Origin of the sequence: Dyadobacter subterraneus, assembly GCF_015221875.1 — a bacterium.
In the GTDB taxonomy this organism is placed as follows: Bacteria; Bacteroidota; Bacteroidia; order Cytophagales; family Spirosomataceae; genus Dyadobacter; species Dyadobacter subterraneus.
On sequence record NZ_JACYGY010000001.1, the window covers coordinates 1,203,737 to 1,224,855 of the forward strand.

Sequence of the window (21,119 nt, forward strand, 5' to 3'; positions counted from 1 at the left end):
TTAGAAAATGTTAAAGTGCCAAAACTGGAATATGCTGAATTTGAATAATTTTAAAAAAAAATTGACTACTTCTTCCCATACTTTTTAAATATCCCCAATATCTTTTCATAAATCTCCGTATTCTCATAAACCCCTCTGAAATCCATAGAGTGGGGGCCATAGGCGAAAACCGGAACCATTACCGAAGTATGATCATTGGTACTAAAATTACCATCAACATATCCTTTTTTCAGATCGCCATCCAGTAAAGTTAAACCGCCGGTTTCGTGATCAGCGGTAACGATAACAAGTGTTTCACCATTACTATCTGCAAAACGCAATGCTTCTCCAATCAGCTGATCAAAATCCAGCATTTCAGTAACATCATAAGGTACTTTATTGGCATGTCCGCCGTAATCAATCTGCGCGCCTTCGGCCATAATGAAAAATCCTTTTTCATTTTTTGCCAGAGATTCCTGCGTTCTTTTAAATGCTTCTGTCAGGAAATTTCCACGTCCGTTCAATATCGATACTGTTTTAGAATCATCCAGAAGTACAAACGGCGTTTTCAGTGTATTTAAATCTTTCCACTGATTTGAAAACTGGATTCCCTGTAATTTAAGTGAATCTGCGACCTTTTCTTTTTCAAAAAGCGGAGCGCCGCCACCGATTAAAATATCAACGGGAGATTTCAAATAATCATGTGCAATCTGAGCTTCCATCGCTCTGTCAGTCCGGTGTGCGTAAAATGCGGCGGGTGTAGCATCTACAATATTTCCTGCTGATATCAGACCTGTTTTGATACCAAATGGTTTGATTTTATCAGGTAAGTTGGGAAGTGGAATATTGTTGGTATCAACACCAATAGCTCTGTTTCTGGCTTTTTTACCAGTAGCCATAGCTGTTGCGCCGGCAGCGGAATCAGTGATATAACTATCCGCAGCATTGGTTTTGGAAAAACCAATGTTTAAAAATCTGGTAAGGTTAAGTTCTCCGCGATTGGCTGTAACACCAGAATAAATCTGCGCAAGTCCCATGCCGTCGCCTATTAATAAAATTATATTTTTGACTTTGGATTCCTTGTCATTATTGCGATAAGTTGGTTTGTAAAGTGACTGGACTTTTTCAGCGGTATATTCCGCATCCACACGTTTTCTCAGATAAGGGCCCAATTCCTCTACTTTATCAGTATTCAAATAATCAAGTCCCATATTCATCAGCATTTTCCAGGCATTGACATTATCAGGAGTAGCCCAGAAACGCACTTTTTTGCCCTGATCATGTACTTTTTTGATTACAGCATCAATGGCATTTTTCTCACTTTTTACTAAAATTCCTTTTCCGTTCCATTTGGTATACTTTGTAAAATCCTGACTGATCAGACCAACTTTTTCGAGCTGTGCTTTGGTATACTGAATATCCGGCCTTCCATCAAAAAACAGATAATCCGGATATTGGTTAAATTCCTGAGGCGGAGGAACATCACCGCTTAGTACAATTTTGACTGGCCCTTTTGGATAAAAGATATTTTCATACGGCTTTAATATTTTTACAAGTGCCGGAATGGTTTCTTTTCCTGGCGTTTTTAAATCGATCAATAACTGCAAACCCAGGTTTTTATCAGGATATATGCTCCCTTTATTCTTTTCAATCTGATCGAGGATCGGTTTCAGGTAAAGTGCTTGAAATGTATTTTTTGATGTGATATATTTTTGGTCATGCGCTACAAAAATGCTGTCGTTTTTCAGGAAAATGTCAGCTTCTATTGAGCCGAATTGTTGGTAATATGCGCGTAGGAACGGAATATTTTGTTCGTAGTCATTATGAGAATGCGCTTGTGCCGTACTATAACGAACCGGACTCTGAGCATTAACCTGATTAACAAAAAGAAATGCGGAAAGGAAAGCTGGGATAATAAACTTCATAAATGGGAAGGACGTTCTGTCTGAACGGAAATTGAATAAATGTTAATTTGGAATAAAAGTCGTGTCCGAAAGAAATTACCCTTATCCGGATTACAAAAATAATTGATAAAAAATAATCAGGTAGGCCAGATGTTCCTTCAAATGTTGTCTTAAAATGCGGAGAGCTTTTGTAATATGCTGTTCTACTGTTTTTTCAGAAATGATCAATTCTGCGGCAATTTCGCGATTGGAAAGTCCCTGACGGCTGCGGATGAAAACCTCCCGGCATTTTGCAGGCAACATTTCCAGCGCCCTTTCATATTTGCTTTGCAGGTCGGCCGTAAGTATTGTCTGATCCGTCAGCTCCGAAATAGTTGAAGCCTGGATTTCCCATTGATTGTAATGATGTTTCCGGGTGAATTCTTTTCTGTAAAAATTTATCACAGATTTTTTTGCGACGGCAAATAAAAATGGCCGGCAAGTCTGAATCTGGTTTTTCTGACGCTGCTGCCAGATATTTACAAACAGTTCCTGAACGATTTCCTGCGCTGAAAATTGATCTCCTACCTTGGAAAATACATAGTTAAACAAAACCTTGAAATAACGTTCATAAAGCTCGCCAAACGCAAGTTCGTCGTCCTGACCAATCAGTTCAAGAATATTTTCATCGGAATAGGTAAGATACAACTGGCTCATAGGTTTCAATGCCTCAATCCTTTTAAGATTAAGGTAAGAAATTTTTAACAAAAATCAGTCTAAATTTGCTCATGCACTTCACTTGAAAATTAAGTAATCTCTATGTTTTTTCGTTTTTTAATAACAATAAGTTAATAATGTTAAAATTTTTGTACAATTTAGTACTAACCAAGTGAATAGTTGTATTTTGCCCACCCTATCAGTAAGAAGTATTACGCTTAATTTTTATGTACAGGTATCCCGTCACTTCGCGCATTTTGCTTGCTATTGATTGTATCATTTTTGGTTTTGACGGAAAAGATATAAAATTACTTCTGGTGAAGCGAAATCTGGAACCCGAAATGGGGAAATGGTCGCTGATGGGCGGTTTTTTGAGAGAAGATGAGGATCTGGAAGTAGGGGCGGGGAGAATTATTTATGACCTAACGGGGCTGAAAAATATTTATGTCGAGCAGCTTGAAACATTTGGAAAAGTAAACCGCGATCCGGCTGAACGAACAGTTTCAGTTGTTTTTTTTGCTTTGATACAAATTGAAGAACATGACTCCGAAGCCGTAAAAAATCACAATGCATCCTGGATAAGCCTTGACCAGCGCCCCGGTTTAATTTTTGACCATAATGAAATGGTCAGTCGTGCCATTGAACATCTGCGATACAAAGCGGCATTGCATCCAATCGGTTTCGAGCTTTTACCTGAACTTTTCACAATTCCGCAGTTGCAGAAATTGTATGAAGCCATTTACAACACACCGCTCGACAGGCGAAATTTTAGCCGAAAATTGCTTTCTACCGGTTTATTGATTGATACGGGTTTTAAAAATAATAATTCAACAACGAAAAAGGCGACATTGTATAAACTGGATACAATCCGATACAAAGAGAAATTTCATGCTTTCTGGAATTTTATGCCCGATTCCATGAAACCGGTTAAAATTTAGTCATTCTTAGATTTCAAGATTACAAGTAAATAATTATAATATTTTTAATTGTGTCATATATACACTATAAATAAAATATATTACATTTACAAACCGATTAATGATAATTAATAAATGATTTACCTCTTGTCGGTGCGTGGAACTGAGATTATCGTCCGTTTTTACAAAACTTTTATTTTCCTAAACTTTTAAGTATTTAAGCAGTGTCGCATATGAAGAACAAGTACGTGATAGGCATTGATTATGGTACCGATTCGGTTCGGGCGCTGGTCGTAAATGCGCATACAGGAGAAACAGCTGGCACTGCTGTACATGAATACAAAAGGTGGAAAGAAGGAAAATATTGTGATCCGGCCGTTTCCCGTTTCAGACAGCACCCGCTGGATTATCTGGAAGGCTTGGAATCTTGCGTGACGGGTGCTTTGAATAATGCAGGACCTGAAATCCGCGAAAATATTACCGGAATCTCTATTGATACAACCGGTTCAACACCTGTGGCTGTGGATAAAAATGGAACGCCGCTGGCGCTTCTTCCTGAATTCGCGGAAAACCCGAACGGAATGTTTATTCTTTGGAAAGATCATACGGCAAACGCGGAGGCCGAGGAAATAAACCATCTGGCGCATCATTGGGATACCGACTATACAAAATATGTGGGCGGAATTTATTCTTCTGAATGGTTCTGGTCCAAAATACTGAGAACACTTCGAGTGGATGAAAAGGTGCGCGAAGCAGCATTCTCGTGGGTGGAACATTGCGACTGGATTTCGGCAGAACTGACAGGAAATACAAATCCTTTGACTATACACAGATCCCGTTGTGCGGCAGGGCATAAGGCGTTATGGCATCATGAATTTGACGGATTGCCTTCGGAGGAATTTTTTGTCAAACTTGATCCGCTTTTGACAGGAATTCGTGACCGCCTTTTCTCACAGACAGAAACTTCTGACAAAGCGATGGGAACCATTTCTGCACAATGGGCCGAAAAACTGGGTATTCCGGCGGATGTAATTATCGGCGTTGGAGCATTCGATTGTCATATGGGTGCAGTAGGAGCGTTGATCGAACCTTATACACTTTGCAAAGTGATTGGTACTTCTACTTGTGATATGCTGGTTGCACCAAATGAAGAGATCGGCCATTTATTGATACAGGGAATCTGCGGTCAGGTTGATGGTTCGATTGTGCCCGGAATGTTGGGAATGGAGGCAGGGCAATCGGGTTTTGGAGATATTTATGCCTGGTTTGCCAAGCTGATCACAACGCCGGTAGCCGAGATTTTGGGAGAAAATGCAGGGAAGGAACTTTCAGAAAAACTACTTCCACATTTGTCGGCACAGGCTGCACTTTTACCAGTTACTGAAAATGATATTGTGGCCATAGACTGGCATAATGGGCGGCGTACTCCTGATGCAAATCATACTTTGAAAGGAGCAATTTTCGGACTTAATCTTGCCAGTGACGCTGCGAAAATTTTTAAAGCACTTGTTGAGGCTACTGCTTACGGTTCTAAAAGTATAGCAGAACGTTTTATTAGGGAAGGTGTGCAGATCCGTGAAGTTATTGCAATTGGCGGAGTGGCGAAAAAATCCGGTTTTGTGATGCAAACACTGGCTGATGTCATGAATATGCCCATCAAGGTTGCATCTTCTGAACAAGCCTGTGCCCTTGGAGCAGCTATGTTTGCTGCTGTGGCTTCCGGAATTTATGAGACACTTTCAGAGGCCCAGCAAGCAATGAATTCAGGATTTGACGCTGAATATTACCCCCGTCCAGAAATCGCGCAATTGTACGAAAAACTGTACCAGCGCTATCTGAGGGCAGGAAGTTTCGTGGAATTTGGTGCCAGAGAGAATAAATTTGAAGATTTAAAGATCGTTTAATAACAATAATTATTATCCAAAATATTTTTTAGACAATCAGCCTCAATGTTGGATTTAAAGCAATTTGAAATATGGTTTGTTACCGGTAGTCAGCATTTATATGGAGAAGAAACGCTTCGCCAGGTTGATGAACACTCCAAAATTATAAGTGATTTTTTTGATAAAAATTCTGAAATACCTGTTCGTGTAATTTTTAAACCCGTAGTAAAATCTCCGGACGAAATATACCGTATTTGCCAGGATGCTAATGTTTCAGCGAGTTGCGTTGGTATTATTGCCTGGATGCATACCTTTTCACCAGCTAAAATGTGGATACGGGGATTACAGATTCTGCAAAAACCGCTGCTTCATCTGCATACCCAGTTTAACCGTGATATCCCATGGAGCGATATTGACATGGATTTTATGAACCTTAACCAGTCTGCTCACGGCGACCGGGAATTCGGTTATATCATGACCAGAATGAGGATTAACCGGAAGGTAATTGTTGGTCACTGGCAGCAAAAAGATGTCATAGCAGGTATTGCATCGTGGTCACGTGTGGCAACTGCCAGGCAAGATTTAAATGGGGCGAAATTTGCCCGATTTGGGGATAATATGCGACAGGTGGCAGTGACAGATGGGGATAAAGTTGCCGCTGAGATGACATTTGGGTTTTCTGTTAATACTTATGCCGTCGGTGATCTGGTGAAAATAATTAACCATATTTCTGATGAAGAGGTTGATAGACTGATCGTTGCATATGAAGATCAATATCAATTGGTCTCATCTCTGCACAAAGGAAATGAAAAACACACAGCATTGCAAGATGCTGCAAGGATAGAACTGGGATTGAAATATTTTCTGGAAGATGGGAATTTCAAAGGGTATAACAATACATTCGAGGATTTGTATGGTATGAAACAGTTGCCGGGAATTGGTTCTCAGCGTATGATGGCAGCCGGTTATGGGTACGCTGGTGAGGGCGACTGGAAAACTGCTGCAATGGTTCGTGCACTTAAAGTGATGGGAAGCGGGTTGCCCGGCGGAAATTCTTTTATGGAAGATTATACTTATCATTTTAACCCGGATAGAAATCTTGTTTTGGGATCACACATGCTGGAAATTTGTCCCACCATTGCTGAGGGAAAGCCGTCATGCGAAATTCATCCTTTGGGAATAGGAGGAAAAGAAGATCCCGTACGTCTGGTTTTCAACGCGCCTGCTGGTCCGGCAATCAACGTTTCGCTTATCGACCTTGGTAATCGTTTTCGTTTGCTGGTGAATGAGGTTGAAGCTGTGGCGATCGATGAAGAATTGCCGAAACTTCCGGTAGCCCGCGCGCTCTGGAAACCTGCACCGGACATGAAAACCGGTTGTGCAGCCTGGATTTACGCCGGCGGAGCCCACCACACGGTTTTCAGCCAGAATCTGAGTACGGAACAAATAGAAATGTTTGCGGAAATGGCAGGCGTGGAGCTGGTTGTGATTGATAAAAATACAACCTTACGCCAATTGAAAAATGAATTGAGATGGAGCGAAGCATATTATAAGTGACACAGTAAAATACAATTTGTGTCGGAAGTATATTGACCGAAATTTATAAGACAATAGTCAGTTTATCCAGAATTTAGCTTAATAAAATGTTATATAAATATTTGAAGGAACAGGTTTACGAAGCCAACATGGAAATTCCAAAGGAAGAGCTGGCTATTGTCACTTTTGGAAATGTAAGTGGAGTGGACCGTTCTGCGGGTGTCATTGCTATCAAACCAAGCGGTGTGCCTTATCGAAGGTTAAAGGTTGAAGATATTGTAATCGTTGACCTCGATAATGTTTTGGTTGAAGGAAATATGAGGCCTTCTTCGGATACGAAAACGCATACTTTGCTCTATAAAAATTTCCCCTCAATCGGCGGAGTGTGCCATACGCATTCAACATATGCGGTGGCCTGGTCGCAGGCAGGAATGTCTATCCCAAATCTTGGCACAACGCATGCAGATCATCTGGTTGCACCGGTACCTGTCACCGAGGTAATGACGGACGAAATGATTCAGGGAGATTATGAGCACGAAACCGGTAATCAGATTCTTGATTTGTTCAATCGGTTGCGTCTTAGTCCGGAAGAAGTTGAAATGGTGCTGGTTGCCTGTCATGGACCTTTTACATGGGGAAAAGATCCCGCCAAAGCAGTATACAATGCCGTTGTATTGGAAGAAATTGCCAAAATGGCCTACTTAACAATGCAAATTAATCCTGACGTAGTATCCATAAAACAAAGCCTTATTGATAAACACTTTTTCCGAAAACACGGGAAAAATGCTTATTATGGACAAGACAATTGCTAATGGTTTGAAAGGCAAAAAACTTCAATTGACAACCAGATCAAGAAGGCTCTTATATAAATTTGCAGAAAATAAAGCCCTAATGAGCCATAATTAAAAGTTAACAATTAATCCTTAACCATTAAATTAATTTATTTTTTCCCTGATTTTTTAGCCAGTTCTCTCATTTGCTGGAATGCTTCCTGGCGTGTCATTCGTTTTTCGCTTGACTTGGCTGCCTGAATGGAGTCTTTATCGAAACGGCCTTTTAAAAAGTTAAGCAGTGCAATAATCATGACTTTATTATTAAATTATATTTCTTTATACCTGATGTGAAATTATATTTCCTTCTCAAAGCTAAATAAAGAAATTCATTAATTCTACTGCAAACAGCTTTGCATTTTCCAGGATTTATAAGAAACAATTTGTATTAACTATACAGCCTGTTTTTGTTCCTTAATTATATTGTCTTCGATGATTTTCTTTAATTTTCCGCCTGGAACAAAATCTCCGTCAATCCATCTTACAAAATTTTTAGAATGAGATTTGTAAATTTCTATGGATAAAGGTTTGATTCCGCTATACTCCACTTCTTTTACGTATTGTTCGTGCAGTCTTTTAATTTCAAGCAGTGTCTTGTTATCAGTTTTCATTTCCGGGTTTAGGTTTTGTAGGCCTGAGGTAATAATACTATAATATTAAAAACATACCTGATGTGTAACCTACTAGCTGAATATTGAAACAATTATATAGAAACTATATATTGTTTCAGAAAAAATATTTTGAAAGTTCTGGGTTGGAGACTGTTACTGCAAGAGGGCGGATATTTAATTTATTACTGATTTGTTCCTTTTGCAGGGGAATAAGGCCGACCGGGGAAACGGACACTTTGAAACTATAAAATAACAAACTAAGGCAGAGTTCAGGAAGTCAGAATTGTTTTAAGCAAACTAATTTCCAATGGTTTTGAGAGTAAATCAATAATGGAGGTGCTGGCCTTTGCTTTATCAATATCCCGTGTATCAATCGTGGACGAAAGCATGTAAATACGGATTTTATCTTTAATCTGTTCAGGAAGCAGATCAAACTGGTCGATAAATTCAAAGCCATTCATGCCAGGCATTTGAAGATCGAGGAGAATAACGGTTTTGGGAAGATTTTCACCTACACCTGTTAAATATTCTAACGCGTCCTGGGCAGAGTTGAACGGACGAACAGAATTTCCGATACCACTTTTAATAATTAGCTTTTCATAAATAAATAAATCAAAGGCGCTATCATCAATTAAAATAAAATCAAATTGAGCAGTCATAATTTCTATTTATTTATGGAAGGAATATCTATTTCAAAAATACTGCCTTCACCCAAAGTTGATGTTACCTTAATTTTCCCTTCTAATTTATTAATCGCTTCGTGAACGATATAAAGACCTATTCCTGAGCCACTGTTGGTGGCACCGGCGCGGTAAAACATTTTAAATATTTTTTCAAGATCATCTTTTTTTATTCCCAGACCATTATCCTCGAAAGTAATCAAAGTATTTGTCGGAGTAGCACGAATGCTTAATTTAATGTACGATTTTTCTTTTCTGGGATCCTGAAATTTTACTGCGTTTGTGATAAGATTATTAAATATGATTCTTAGTTTCATCACATCCGATTCAAAAACACCGGTTTGCGTAATGTCTGTTATCATATCAATATTCTCAAATTCCGGAAGGTATTTTATAGCTTCTGTAACATCATTTACAAGTTCTTCGAAATCAATCGGAGTCATAGTGGCTACACCACGGGCATTCTTGTAGTAATCAATGATGTTGATAATAAAGGTGTCCAGTTTTTTTACAGATTGCTTGATCAGTTCCAGATATTCGTTTTGAGACTCAACATCATCTTCCATCAATGCCAGATTCACAATACCTAAAACAGACATTAAAGGCGCACGCAAATCATGTGAGGCGCTGTAAACAAATTTATCCAGTTCCTCATAAGCTTTTTCCAGATCAAGGTTTCTCTGTTTTAATTCAGCCCGGGTATTGAAAATCTCGAATGCGTGCGTAATGGCATTTTCTACATACGTATAATCCCACGGTTTGTCAATAAACCGGAAAACTTCTCCCTTGTTAATGGCATCGATTGCCGCACTGATATCTGTATGTCCGGTTATTAAAATCCTGATCGGTTCAGGAAATCTCACTCTTATTTTTTCGAAAAACTGAGTTCCGGTCATGCCCGGCATTCTTTGGTCGGCCAGGACAACATGGAACTCCTTTTGTTCCATAAATTCCTCAGCCTCAACTACTGATGTGGTTGTGGTAATATTGTATTGTTTACGAAATGATGCCTTAAACGATTGCAGATTATGTTCCTCGTCGTCTATGTATAGTATGCGTATCAGGTTATCACTCATTGATTCAGGTAAGGCTATTTTTTTTAGTTATTGGGAGTGTAATTACAAATTCTGTTCCTTGGTCGACTTCTGATATTACTTCAATTGTGCCGTAATGTACTTCAATAATCTTAAAAACGATAGACAAACCTAAACCTGTACCTTCTCCAACATCTTTGGTCGTGAAAAATGGGTCATAAATTTTAGCCTTTACTTCCGGGCTCATACCTGACCCATTATCTTTTATAGAAATTACAACATGCTCACTGTCTTTCAAAAAGGTTTTGACCCATATCGTTGGCTTCCGGTCTGTAAGATTTCCTTTCTGAACGGCATAAATTGAATTGGTAAGTATGTTCATAAAAACCTGGTTCATTTTACCGCCGTAACATTCTACATTAGGAATGCTTCCCAGATTTTTAACCAGTTCAAGATTTGTTCCCATCTGATAATTTAAAATTACCAGCGTGGATTCAATTCCTTCATTTAAATTAACAAAGTTGAGGTCTGATTCATCTACTCTTGAGAACACTTTCAGGCCTTTCACAATTTCTACGGTTCGTCGCGCGCCGTCTTCCATGCCGGTAAGCAGCAGCCCGATTTCAGTTTTGATATAATCCAGATCCAGATCTTTTTTCAGCTTATCAATTTGATTCAGTTTAGTATGTATACCTTCGATGGAATCAATTTGTTGCATTTCATCAAACTCGGAAAGAATCTCCATTACGTCGTCAATATCACGTCTTAACGGACGAATATTGGAACTTACAAAATTAATCGGGTTATTAATTTCATGAGCAATTCCGGCGGTAAGCTGTCCGAGAGATGCCATTTTTTCAGATTCAATCAATTGTGACTGAGCATCTTTCAGCTTGTTCAGTGTATCTTCCAGATCCAGATTGGTTTGCGTCAATTCTATTGTTCGTTCTGCAACTTTCTTTTCAAGTGAAATATTTTGTTCACGGATTATTTTTTCATTTTCCAGGGAGATCCTTAGAGCCTGCTCCTGGGAAAGCTCCCGCTCTTTTTTCAATATGTTAATTTTGTCGGCAAGTGCGAATGACAGCAGGATTACTTCTATAATGGTCCCAACCTGCATGCTGTAATTTGTAAAATCATTATACGGCAGCATATTGAGGTTACGTATAATGTAAAGGATAAGTCCGACCAGAAATACCAGCCAGGCAGTCAGGAAAAATTTTGCCGGTCTGTAATTTTCGAAAAATGAAAGTCTTGCCGCAATGATCAGCGTAACGATGGCTCCCGTAAGTGCCATGATATCAATAATGCGGAAGCTTATCAGATCAAAACCTAAAACTCTTGTCACCAATGCCAATCCATAACCAAAACTTACAATGGTAAGCATGTGATGCAGAATAGGCGATTTGACGCTCGTGTGCAGGAAATTTTTGATAAATAAAATCGTAAAAATCCCGGCGAGGGCAGGAAACATCACATAAGCCAGATTATTAAAAGCTGGTGTGTCCGGCCAAAGATATTTGTAAGTATAACCCGTTAGCGTAAGTTGTGTTAAACCGATAAATAAGATATACAGCACATAGTACAGATAACTTTGTTCTTTTACCGAGAAATAAATAAAGAGGTTATACAAAATCATCACCAGCAGAATTCCGATCTGAATGCCAGCCAGGATTTCTTTAATCAGAGAATCGTGGTAAAAATCTTTTGGTGAATTGATGATAAGAGGAAGGATCAGCTGTTCAGAAGCCAGAACTTTCAGGAAAAAAGTTTTAGCTTGTCCCGGCGGTACTTTTAATTCAAAAACGAGATTTGGATCATTGACTTTTCGTAGTCTGAAGGGTAAGTTTTCAGAATTACTCTGCAGCAGCTTGCTGGTTTCACCGGAATATAACTGGCAGAGGTCAATCATCGGAGATGCCAGTTCCAGCAAAATATTTTCTTCTTTTGTATGATTTTTAATTTTCAGTTTGATCCAGAAAGCAGACTTGCTTAAACCGAAATTTGGCGTTTCTGCATAGCTTCTGACAAACTGGGAAGAGTCCAGCTCCGACAATGTTTTCTTGTTGCTTTCGTCCTCATAAATCTCAATGAATTTTCCAGCCACTGTCTTTTTTCCATAATAGTCTATGTCTTCTCCATGGCTCTTTGCAAATGGAAATAGTATAGTTAAGAAAAGTAGTATTCTTATGGCTTTCATTATGGACAATTATTTTTTTGACAAAGAACTGAAAATTATCACTTTCCTTTTTTAAATATTAATATAAAGCGGATTGATTTTTGTCTCATAAAAAATATTCATCTCGCCTTTTGGTCCTGTTTCAAGTGTATGTTGAAGAGGATTTAAACGCAAATCCATAATTCTGTCGCGCTCTTCCGCATTTGCAAAAGGGAGATTATCAAGATCTTTGATCAACAGTGCCGTTGCAATAAGGCCTTCTTTGGGGTAATAAAATGTGCCGTTTTTGCCCAGATCACGTACAATTTCAAAGCCCACCCGTGTACAATTTCTGAGCGTGGCCGGAGAGCAGAGTGCCATCAGGTAATTTACACCGATCTGAGTGGAAATTGCAACACCAATCCTCCCCAGAAATATACTTCCAATGCCATAACCTGCCACTTCTTTTGAATTGAACAGACCGCAAAATTCTGCAATTTTTATGTCTCCCAAATTGTCGACATAGGAATAAATGGAATCGTCAATTTTGGCGATTGCATCTTCCATCGGCATCTTTAAATTTGCCGAGCGAACTTGTATTCTGCCTCCGCCGTATATTTTCTCCCCGTCCTCTGATTCCACAATAATCATGTAAGTATTGGGATCATGCAGCCAGGTGTGGTTCGCGGATGTTACTTGTTTTACTCCGTAAGATTCGAGTACTTTTCTATGTCCGTCAATATATCTGAGGTTATTTTCAATATCTTCGGGTGCACTGTATGCTCTGATTCTGGCTATCATTTGTTCGTCATGTCACCTGCAAAAAACGTATCGTGTAAGGGTAATCTCAATGATTTGATGGCGGGCTTTTCAGCTTTTGCTATTTTGAATAAAAACACTTCCGCCATATCATCTTCCAGTGGCACCAGTTTTATAAATTTCTGGCGAAGGTCAAGAAGCTTTGCACTTTCCCCTTCATCTACACCGGAATTCTGGCCATGCAATACCCGCGGAAACAGATAAAATGGAGAAATCAGCGGGTGAACTGCATAACCCAGAAGCTCAGCTTTTAGCCAGAGACGTTCCAAAGAAACCCCGCCTTTAAAGAAGTTTTCGGCGCTGTATTTGGGAAGCGTGATAATACCCAGTGCAGAAGCCGATTCAATCAATTTTCTGCTCACATCTATCAAGGCATTTCCGCCATCAATTTCTTTCAAAACTCTGGCAATTTTGTGGTCCCTGATTAGCGACATCGCTGCCAGTTGCGCAGGACTCATACCAAGCGTTTGTACGTCAATTCCATCAGCAGATTTCTCGGCCTCTTCTTTTGTCCATTTCATTTCCCTGAACACAAAGTCTTTATGGCCATCTTCATTCAGCAGTCTTATCCGGTCGCAGCCTCCTATGATTTCAGCAACCTGGCGCATTTGCTCCTTGTCCTGAATCATTAGTAATTCTGCACCTTCAATGCTTTGCGCCGCCTCTGTCAATAATTCAAGTTCCGATTCCGGAATTTCGACAGCCTGTGAAGGGTTACGGTTGGTAGTGCGTTCATAAATCACACGTACCGATTCAGGAGAAAAAACTTTTTCAAATCCGGCTTGTTCTGTCTGACTAAATTCAATAATGGCAACAAGCGGAGAAGAACTGCCGAGGGGAAATAAATTTTTCTTGATAAAAAGTCCGGCTTCGTTACTTTTTAAAACCAGGTTTTCAAATGCAGCCCCGAAGGAAAGGTTAGAGGCAATGTTATCAAAGTTTCCAAAGGAATAAGCCCTATGCTCATCATGGAACAGAAATAATTTTCCGTTTTGATAAAGCCATTTCCAGGGTTGATCATTTCCTGTGGAAGGAGCCTGGCAGGCGGCCTTTACAAGGTGCTCAACCGTCGCAACATCAGGGATATACGTAACGGGATGGTCGTTAAACCGGGAGGCTGTTTCTTTTGCAGTATTTAAGTCAAATGGCGCAAACGGATTGTTAAAGGTAGGATTATCATTAACATTTTTGTTGCTGATCAATCCCTCCGAATCCACATAATAACGGCCTGAGTCATGGAATTGATTGAGAAGAATCCGGCGAACGACGTCCGTAGTGACACCGGCACCAAGTGTTACAGCGCTCGCAAGCTGAGGCCAGGTTCCGATTGATTGTCCAACTTCAAGCAGTGATACCTTTCCACGAAGCGAGCTGTTTTTCGCATCTACAATTCTGATTATTAAAGGTACTTTTTCTTCGTTGGTAAGATTTTTAAGTTTGGAAGGATCGATATTTCCAATGAGGCCGTGGAAAATCGGACGGTCAGGTTCAAGGTCGAATCTTTCTACATCCAGCATTCCTTTATCGCTTGTTTCCATCACGACCGGAATACCCAGTTTTTTTGCTTCATTTCTGCATAACAACTTGATATCAAGCTCATCACATTCTTCAACGAGCAGGTCAAGATTTCCATTCTCGGTAAGAAAACCTGAAATATTTTGTTCTGTAATTCCGTCCAGATAACATTCTACTTTGATGAACGGGTCGATTTCTGCAATTTCTCTTGCGGTAATAATCGCTTTATTAATTCCGATATTGTGCAAACCGGTTTTAATACGATTCATGTTGCTCAATTCCAGCGTATCAAAATCGGCCAGTTTGATATGTCCGCAAATACGTTCGGTAGCCAGTGTTAACGCAACTGCATTTCCGACAGATAATCCTACAACGCCTATTTTTTTATTAAACAGTGAATTCTGTTCTCCGGTAGTTATTTTGTGTTTGTTTCGGCTTGTTCTTACTTCGACAAACTCGTCTTTGTCAAGAATATGAAGAATTCTTTTCGCCCAGGGGTAGTAAACCCAAACTCCTTCTTCGTCCGGAACTTTATCTTTTATCCAGTCTTCGAATAACCTTTGGCAGTCAGCGGCGTTTAGTCTTTTTTGTGGACTTCTTATTTTGAAAAGCTCGCCTTTTTGAGATTGAAATAAATTAAGAATTGTAATATCATAAGCAGAAGCAATCTCGTCAAATTTTTCCCTGTCGGCAGTCTGGCTCAATTTAAAAATAACAGGCAAAAAAATTTGATCGAACTCTATTTTATCCATTTTTCCTGGCGTTGAGTGTTATTATTATCTGGATTTCCCCAGGTTTTGGTTCAATTTTACAATCTAAACATAATTTTACAAGAACAATAATAAATGCTGTTACTTATCTTAATTGATAACGCGCATGGCATTTGTTTAGAGGAGATTGGTTTACAAAATTAAGCAAATGAAATTCAATTTTTTTTCAAATCGTTAATTTCGAAGTAAACTATCTTATTGTTTTTAGAATATGATAAAATTATGTTCAAACATATATATTTGCACGGACAGAATAAAATTGCAGTCCAAATATTTATTACCTTTTTTGAAATAAATCTAGTATTTTTAGAAACATGAATTTATAAGATTAGTTCAGAGTTTACAATCAATGAAATGGAAAGCCCCGAGAAAATAAGTATCCTCTATGTGGATGATGAATTAAACAATTTAAATTCTTTTAAAGCAGCCTTCAGAAGAGATTTTAACGTCCTTACGGTAACTTCCGGCAAGGAAGGACTGGAAGTTTTAAAATCCAATAAGGTCCACGTAATTATCACCGATCAAAGAATGCCTGAAATGACCGGTGTCGATTTTTTAATTGAAGTTTTGAAAGAGTATACCGACCCAATCCGTATACTATTGACCGGATATTCAGACATTAACGCTGTTATTGATGCTGTAAATAAGGGGCATATTTACTACTATCTGAACAAACCCTGGGACGAGCAGCAGCTACGCATTATTATCAAAAATGCGTATGAAATTTTTAGTCTGAGAGAGAAAAACAGGGAGTTGCTGGAGAAGCTTATCGACGCAAACAATCAGCTTGAATTTTTGCTGAGACAAAAACTCATATCCTGATGTACAGATTCAGGAATGTTTAATAGGATTTTCTTCTGAAACTGATACCTTTTCTTAATAAGGGTGTCAGTTTTATTTCTTTTAAAGCGTAGCCCAAAACGTAATAGAATGTTGTGAAAATCAGGGCCGAAAGGATTACAGCAGCGAGAAATAGATTCCCAAGCACCTGTATAAATGTGATTAACTCTGTCATGATGTTTGTTGATGAAGTATAATTATTCTGTTTTTCAGCAATAAAAGAAAAAACTGTACCTGTGGTTTTCGGGCATAGTATTCCCCATCAATCTAGTCCTCAGGGGCTTGTAAGGCTGGTATCTTTTTTGTTAGTGGTTAATAAGTCTACAATCAAAGTAGAAATTCATCAACTTAACGGATCCAACCATGAACAAGATAATCGCAATATTTTTGATTAATTCGCTGATCGCTGTGACATTACTTACCTCATGCAGCCGTCAGATGGAGCAGAAAAATAAGAAGATACAAACGACAGAAAATAAAACAGAAGGATATTTGTATTATCAGAATGACCAAAGTTCAAAAGGTGATTCTACGATAAAAAAGAATGTAAATAATTAATGAAATCCTGTCCGCAAAACGGACAGGATTTATAATTTTAAGGCTTCGCCCGTTCATATTGTACCGGCCAAGCGGTATGGTCGTGCACTTCTTTTGCAGCCAGCAAAGGGAAATAAGGATTGCGTAATATTTCTCTTGCCATCAGAATCATATCGGCGTCGCCATTGACAAGAATTGTTTCAGCCTGAACAGAATCTGTGATCATGCCCACTGTTCCGGTCAGAATACCAGTTTGTTTTTTAATAGCAGAAGCAAAAGGAAGTTGATAAGCCGGTCCGACAGGTATTTTGACAGGCGCAACAAGCCCACCTGTTGAAACATCGATAAGGTCGATTCCTTTTTCCTTTAAAATGGCCGCAAGTTTAATTGAATCATCAAGATTCCAACCCCCGTCGGCCCAATCCGTTGCGGAAATTCTCGTAAAGAGAGGCAAATTATCCGGCCATTCAGATTTTATTGCTTCAATGATTAACAAAAGCAAACGGATACGGTTTTCAAAACTTCCACCAAATTCATCCGTACGCTTATTGCTCAGCGGAGATAAAAACTGGTGTACCAGATAACCATGCGCTGCATGGATTTCTATCACCTCAAATCCGGCTGCCAAAGCGCGCCTGGCAGCGATTGCAAAGTCGGAGACTACCTTATCAATTCCTTGCTGATCCAGCTCTTCAGGCATCGGGTAATTGTCTGCAAAAGCGATAGGGGATGCAGAAAAGGTAGTCCAGCCGCCATCTTCAATATCCACTTTGTCTTTTCCTTTCCAGGGCACTGAAGTACTTGCTTTTCTGCCTGCATGCGCAAGTTGTATACCGGCTACGCAATTTTGCGCTTTGAGAAAAGATGTAATCTGTTGCAGTTTTTCAATGTGCTCATCCTTCCAGATTCCGAGATCTTCGGGAGAAATCCGGCCTTCCGGCGATACAGCCGCGGCTTCTGTAATAGTAAGTGAAGCACCGCCAACTGCACGGCTTCCGAGATGCACCAGATGCCAGTCGCTGGCAAATCCATCCACGGACGAATACTGGCACATTGGTGAAACAATAATCCTGTTCTTAAATTTTATGCTCTTAATTTCAAGAGGAGAAAAAAGCTTTGACATATATTTTTAAAAAGTTGATAAATAAAGTCTGGTGTTCGTTATATGATTATCCGGATCATAAATTTTCAGGCCAACCAGAAGAATAAAGTATTTAAAGTTGCAGAAACGATTCAGTAAGTTGAATTTTACATCCCGGATATGAATTTCCTAACACAGTTTCAGAGTAAAAAAGTCAGTTTATGCAAATAAATTTCAGCAAATTCATGAAGAAAACCGCTTTTGTTTTTTTACTGGTAGTGACTTTTTCGGTGTGTAAAGGTGCTGACATTTATTTCGTGTCTTTGGAAGGAAATGATAATAATCCAGGAACGAAGGAAAAGCCGTTTGGTACCATTTCAAAGGCCAGGGACGCTGCCAGGAAGTTGCCTGGTAAAACCGGACCAACGATTATTTATCTGAGAGGCGGTACTTATGTTTTTAAAAATACCCTGGAATTTGGATCGGCTGATAAAAATATTGTGTTGATGCCCTTTGAAAAGGAGCCGGTCATATTTTCGGGCGGAATATCCATTAATCCAACGAAAGTGAAAAGGTTGGATCAAACAGCATACGCCAGTGAATTTGCAGAAAATCTCAGAAAAAAAATAGGCGTTCTGAATCTTCGGGAGCTCAATATTTCGGATTATGGACAGTTACACAGCGTTGGATTTTCCAGGCCTTACCAACCATCCTGGATGGAATTGTTCATTAATGACAAACCGGGACAACTGGCAAGATGGCCAAATGATTCTACTGTTGCGATGGGCCGCGTAATCGATAAAGGCTCGGTTCCAAGAGATGGTGATAACGGTAATCGCGGAGGTAAATTTGTTTATGGTACAGACCGTCCTTCGGGTTGGAAAAAAACAAAAGATGTCTGGATTTCAGGATATTTCAATTATGGATATGCCGAAGACGCAGTTCAGTTGGCAGCATTGGATACAGTTGGCAAAACTTTCACAACCGTGGAGCCGCACATTTATGGTTTTAATTCGGGCAAAAACTGGAACCGCTGGTACGCCTATAATATTCCGGAAGAAATTGACCAGAATGGTGAATATTATCTTGATCGTGAACGAGGATTATTGTTTTTTTATCTGCCTTCTCTTATTACAAAGCTGGATTTGTCCCTGCTCCGGGACCCGTTAATTGCGCTGGAAGGATCACAGAATATTACGATAAAAAACATTTCTTTCGAAGTTTCCCGCAGTATGGGTATTTACATGGAACGCTCAGAATCCTGTACACTTTCAGATTGTATTTTCCGGAACCTCGGGTCGCTGGCGGTAACGATCGGTAAAGGAATAATGCCATTCAAAACCCAAAAACATGAGGGTAGCGGCGAAGAATCCTCCCGCGTTTTAGGTAGCCTGGATCAGCATCAATATGAAAATACGACTTTTAATCGTCAGGGAGGAAAAAATAACCGCATTGTAAACTGTCATATTTACAATACCGGGGCGGGTGGAATCAGTTTGGGCGGAGGTGACCGCCTAACATTAACACCAGCGGGTAATAGCATTGAAAATTGCAGGATACATGATTTTAACCGAATTGAAAAATCCTACCGCCCGGCCATTAACATCGATGGTGTCGGAAACAGAATTGCTAACTGCGAAATTTACAATGCACCAAGTATGGCTATTTTGCTGCATGGAAACGATCATATTCTGGAATATTCAACGATTTATGACGTGTGCCGCGAAGTTGACGACCAGGGAGCATTTTACTATGGAAGAGATGCTTCCGAGCGAGGCCATAAAGTGAGATTTAATTATTTTCACCATTTGGGAAATGCCAACAGAACAACAGCCATATACCATGATGACGGCGCCTGTGGGATGGAAGTTTTTGGAAATATATTTTTCAAAGCTGGCACAATTCCGGTATTGATCGGGGGAGGTCAGGATATTTCCTACAAGAATAATTTATTCATTGACAGCCCCTTAGGTATTCATGTTGACAATCGTTTTCAAAACTGGTCAAAAAATTCTCTTGACAAAGATGGCGTTATTGAGAAGCGTCTGAAAGCTGTGAAATTCGACCAGCCGCCTTACGCTATTAAATATCCCGAATTGGTTAATTATTGGAAAGACAACCCCGCCATCCCGAAAAGGCTTGTTTTTGATAACAACATTTTTGTCAGAATAAAAACAACAAGAAAAGGTGAGGACAGCTGGTTTATCTGGTCGGAAAAGAATATGGTAAGTGATATTTATCCCTACAACTGGAAAATGATGGACAGCCGTCATTTTATTCCTGACGACACACAACTTGCCGTACCGGAAGGCTGGCAGGTTTTACCGGTTGAAAAAATCGGAATCCAGAAAGATTATCAATAAAAAAGTCCTGTTTGGAATTCGTTTCAAACAGGACTTTTTGTGAGTTGATCGTCACTCAGGCGATTTTCTCTTTAAATATTTTCATCGTTCTTTCCCAGGCAAGTTTTGCAGCTTCGGGATTGTAGCGGGTCGGGGCTGTATCATTCAAAAAAGCATGTTGCGCGCCTTCATAAACATATAATTCATATTTCACCCCGGCCGCTTTTAATGCTGCTTCATAGGCTGGTATTCCGGCATTTACTCTTTCATCAAGTCCGCCATAATGTAATTGAACAAACGATTTGATTTTTGGAACATCTGCCGCTTCCGGCTGGCGTCCGTAGTAGGCCACGGCAACTTTTAGCGTGGGTGAATTCACAGCCAGCTGGTTTGCCAACCCGCCTCCCCAGCAAAATCCTACACAGCCGGTTTTGCCATTACTATCAGGACGTGCTTTTAAATAATCGAGTCCTTTCAAAAAATTATTCAGATTTTTTGCAGCGTCAATTTTAGCAAAAGCCGCTCTGGCTTCATCTTCATTTTCAGGCGTTCCTCCAAAAGGTGCCAGCGCATCAGCTGCCAACGCAATGTATCCGGCTTTTGCAATGCGTCGTGCAATATCTTTGGTATGCGGATTAAGCCCCCGATTTTCATGAATAACTAAAACCGACCCATATTTTCCAGCCTTTTTCGGTCTGGCCAGATATCCGCCCATTGTAGATCCGTCGCCGTCGTAGTGAATATCTTCGGTGATGATGTCATCGTCGTTTTCAGCAACGGTCATTGCGTTTGCATAATTCACTTCCAAAAGCGGGAGTAAGGCAAGGGCCGCGGAAGTACCGCCGGCAAGTTTGGCAAGTCTTTTTAAAAAATTATCCCGTGTTAGCGGTTTATGCGTGTATTCGTCAAAAAGATTAATAATGCGCTGATCCATTGATTTTCGGGATTAGTTAGAAAGTAAATTTAGGGAAAAAACGTTGTTCAGAT

Annotated in this window: 19 protein-coding genes; 7 read left to right on the forward strand and 12 right to left on the reverse strand. The window is 39.7% G+C overall.

The genetic code is table 11. The annotated features are described in order from the left end of the window. Positions 1-65 precede the first annotated feature (65 nt). Together IEE83_RS05050 and IEE83_RS05055 are read right to left on the reverse strand one after the other, a co-directional pair. Complete coding sequence (locus IEE83_RS05050; protein ID WP_194119526.1) at positions 66-1,904, reverse strand: alkaline phosphatase; 1,839 nt, start codon at positions 1,902-1,904, stop codon at positions 66-68. 90 nt (positions 1,905-1,994) lie between these two features. After that, positions 1,995-2,579, reverse strand: a complete 585-nt coding sequence (locus tag IEE83_RS05055; RefSeq protein ID WP_194119527.1) for an RNA polymerase sigma factor — start codon at positions 2,577-2,579, stop codon at positions 1,995-1,997. A 227-nt stretch (positions 2,580-2,806) separates the two neighbouring features. On the opposite strand from IEE83_RS05055, the gene IEE83_RS05060 reads away from it, so the two are divergent. The 4 genes from IEE83_RS05060 to IEE83_RS05075 all read left to right on the forward strand — a co-directional run bounded on the left by IEE83_RS05060 (position 2,807) and on the right by IEE83_RS05075 (position 7,727). Next, a complete protein-coding gene (locus tag IEE83_RS05060) occupies positions 2,807-3,517 on the forward strand; it encodes an NUDIX hydrolase (RefSeq protein WP_194119528.1) in 711 nt (236 codons plus the stop codon). Positions 3,518-3,729: 212 nt separating this feature from the next. Then, positions 3,730-5,400 (forward strand): ribulokinase, encoded by a 1,671-nt coding sequence (locus IEE83_RS05065; RefSeq protein WP_194119529.1) that lies wholly within the window; start codon positions 3,730-3,732, stop codon positions 5,398-5,400. Positions 5,401-5,445: 45 nt separating this feature from the next. Then, positions 5,446-6,936, forward strand: a complete 1,491-nt coding sequence (gene araA / locus IEE83_RS05070) for an L-arabinose isomerase (RefSeq protein WP_194119530.1) — start codon at positions 5,446-5,448, stop codon at positions 6,934-6,936. Positions 6,937-7,022: 86 nt separating this feature from the next. Further along, the gene (locus IEE83_RS05075) at positions 7,023-7,727 is read left to right on the forward strand and encodes an L-ribulose-5-phosphate 4-epimerase (RefSeq protein ID WP_194119531.1); all 705 of its coding nucleotides are present in this window, start codon (positions 7,023-7,025) and stop codon (positions 7,725-7,727) included. Between the two features lie 128 nt (positions 7,728-7,855). On the opposite strand, the gene IEE83_RS05080 is transcribed toward IEE83_RS05075, so the two are convergent. From IEE83_RS05080 to IEE83_RS05110, 7 genes are all read right to left on the reverse strand, one after another. Then, complete coding sequence (locus tag IEE83_RS05080) at positions 7,856-7,999, reverse strand: hypothetical protein (RefSeq protein WP_194119532.1); 144 nt, start codon at positions 7,997-7,999, stop codon at positions 7,856-7,858. A gap of 138 nt (positions 8,000-8,137) precedes the next feature. After that, a complete protein-coding gene (locus tag IEE83_RS05085; protein ID WP_194119533.1) occupies positions 8,138-8,356 on the reverse strand; it encodes a hypothetical protein in 219 nt (72 codons plus the stop codon). Positions 8,357-8,625: 269 nt separating this feature from the next. Next, positions 8,626-9,015: a response regulator gene (locus IEE83_RS05090; protein WP_194119534.1), complete on the reverse strand. Its 390-nt coding sequence runs from the start codon at positions 9,013-9,015 to the stop codon at positions 8,626-8,628. Between the two features lie 5 nt (positions 9,016-9,020). Further along, positions 9,021-10,112 (reverse strand): hybrid sensor histidine kinase/response regulator, encoded by a 1,092-nt coding sequence (locus tag IEE83_RS05095; protein ID WP_194119535.1) that lies wholly within the window; start codon positions 10,110-10,112, stop codon positions 9,021-9,023. Between the two features lie 4 nt (positions 10,113-10,116). Further along, complete coding sequence (locus tag IEE83_RS05100) at positions 10,117-12,270, reverse strand: sensor histidine kinase (protein WP_194119536.1); 2,154 nt, start codon at positions 12,268-12,270, stop codon at positions 10,117-10,119. Between the two features lie 51 nt (positions 12,271-12,321). Continuing rightward, positions 12,322-13,029 carry a hypothetical protein gene (locus IEE83_RS05105; RefSeq protein WP_194119537.1) on the reverse strand — a complete coding sequence of 236 codons (708 nt, stop codon included), beginning with the start codon at positions 13,027-13,029 and terminating at the stop codon, positions 12,322-12,324. Continuing rightward, positions 13,026-15,314 carry an Rv1355c family protein gene (locus IEE83_RS05110; protein ID WP_194119538.1) on the reverse strand — a complete coding sequence of 763 codons (2,289 nt, stop codon included), beginning with the start codon at positions 15,312-15,314 and terminating at the stop codon, positions 13,026-13,028. Before IEE83_RS05110 ends, IEE83_RS05105 begins: the two co-directional genes overlap by 4 nt. 372 nt (positions 15,315-15,686) lie before the next feature. Here IEE83_RS05110 and IEE83_RS05115 point away from each other — a divergent pair, with 372 nt between their 5' ends. Further along, positions 15,687-16,154, forward strand: a complete 468-nt coding sequence (locus IEE83_RS05115) for a response regulator (protein WP_137340580.1) — start codon at positions 15,687-15,689, stop codon at positions 16,152-16,154. A gap of 19 nt (positions 16,155-16,173) precedes the next feature. Here IEE83_RS05115 and IEE83_RS05120 read toward each other — a convergent pair whose 3' ends face one another. After that, complete coding sequence (locus tag IEE83_RS05120; RefSeq protein WP_194119539.1) at positions 16,174-16,347, reverse strand: hypothetical protein; 174 nt, start codon at positions 16,345-16,347, stop codon at positions 16,174-16,176. A 188-nt stretch (positions 16,348-16,535) separates the two neighbouring features. Here IEE83_RS05120 and IEE83_RS05125 point away from each other — a divergent pair, with 188 nt between their 5' ends. Beyond that, positions 16,536-16,730 carry a hypothetical protein gene (locus IEE83_RS05125; RefSeq protein ID WP_194119540.1) on the forward strand — a complete coding sequence of 65 codons (195 nt, stop codon included), beginning with the start codon at positions 16,536-16,538 and terminating at the stop codon, positions 16,728-16,730. A 37-nt stretch (positions 16,731-16,767) separates the two neighbouring features. Here the strand turns inward: IEE83_RS05125 and IEE83_RS05130 are convergent, their stop codons facing one another. Continuing rightward, positions 16,768-17,832 (reverse strand): NADH:flavin oxidoreductase/NADH oxidase, encoded by a 1,065-nt coding sequence (locus IEE83_RS05130; protein WP_194119541.1) that lies wholly within the window; start codon positions 17,830-17,832, stop codon positions 16,768-16,770. A 179-nt stretch (positions 17,833-18,011) separates the two neighbouring features. Between IEE83_RS05130 and IEE83_RS05135 the strand changes: the two genes are divergently transcribed. Then, positions 18,012-20,153, forward strand: coding sequence for a right-handed parallel beta-helix repeat-containing protein (locus IEE83_RS05135; RefSeq protein WP_194119542.1), 2,142 nt, complete (start codon positions 18,012-18,014; stop codon positions 20,151-20,153). A gap of 55 nt (positions 20,154-20,208) precedes the next feature. Here the strand turns inward: IEE83_RS05135 and IEE83_RS05140 are convergent, their stop codons facing one another. Further along, on the reverse strand, positions 20,209-21,066 hold the full coding sequence (locus tag IEE83_RS05140) for a dienelactone hydrolase family protein (RefSeq protein ID WP_194119543.1): 858 nt from the start codon (positions 21,064-21,066) through the stop codon (positions 20,209-20,211). Positions 21,067-21,119: the final 53 nt, after the last annotated feature.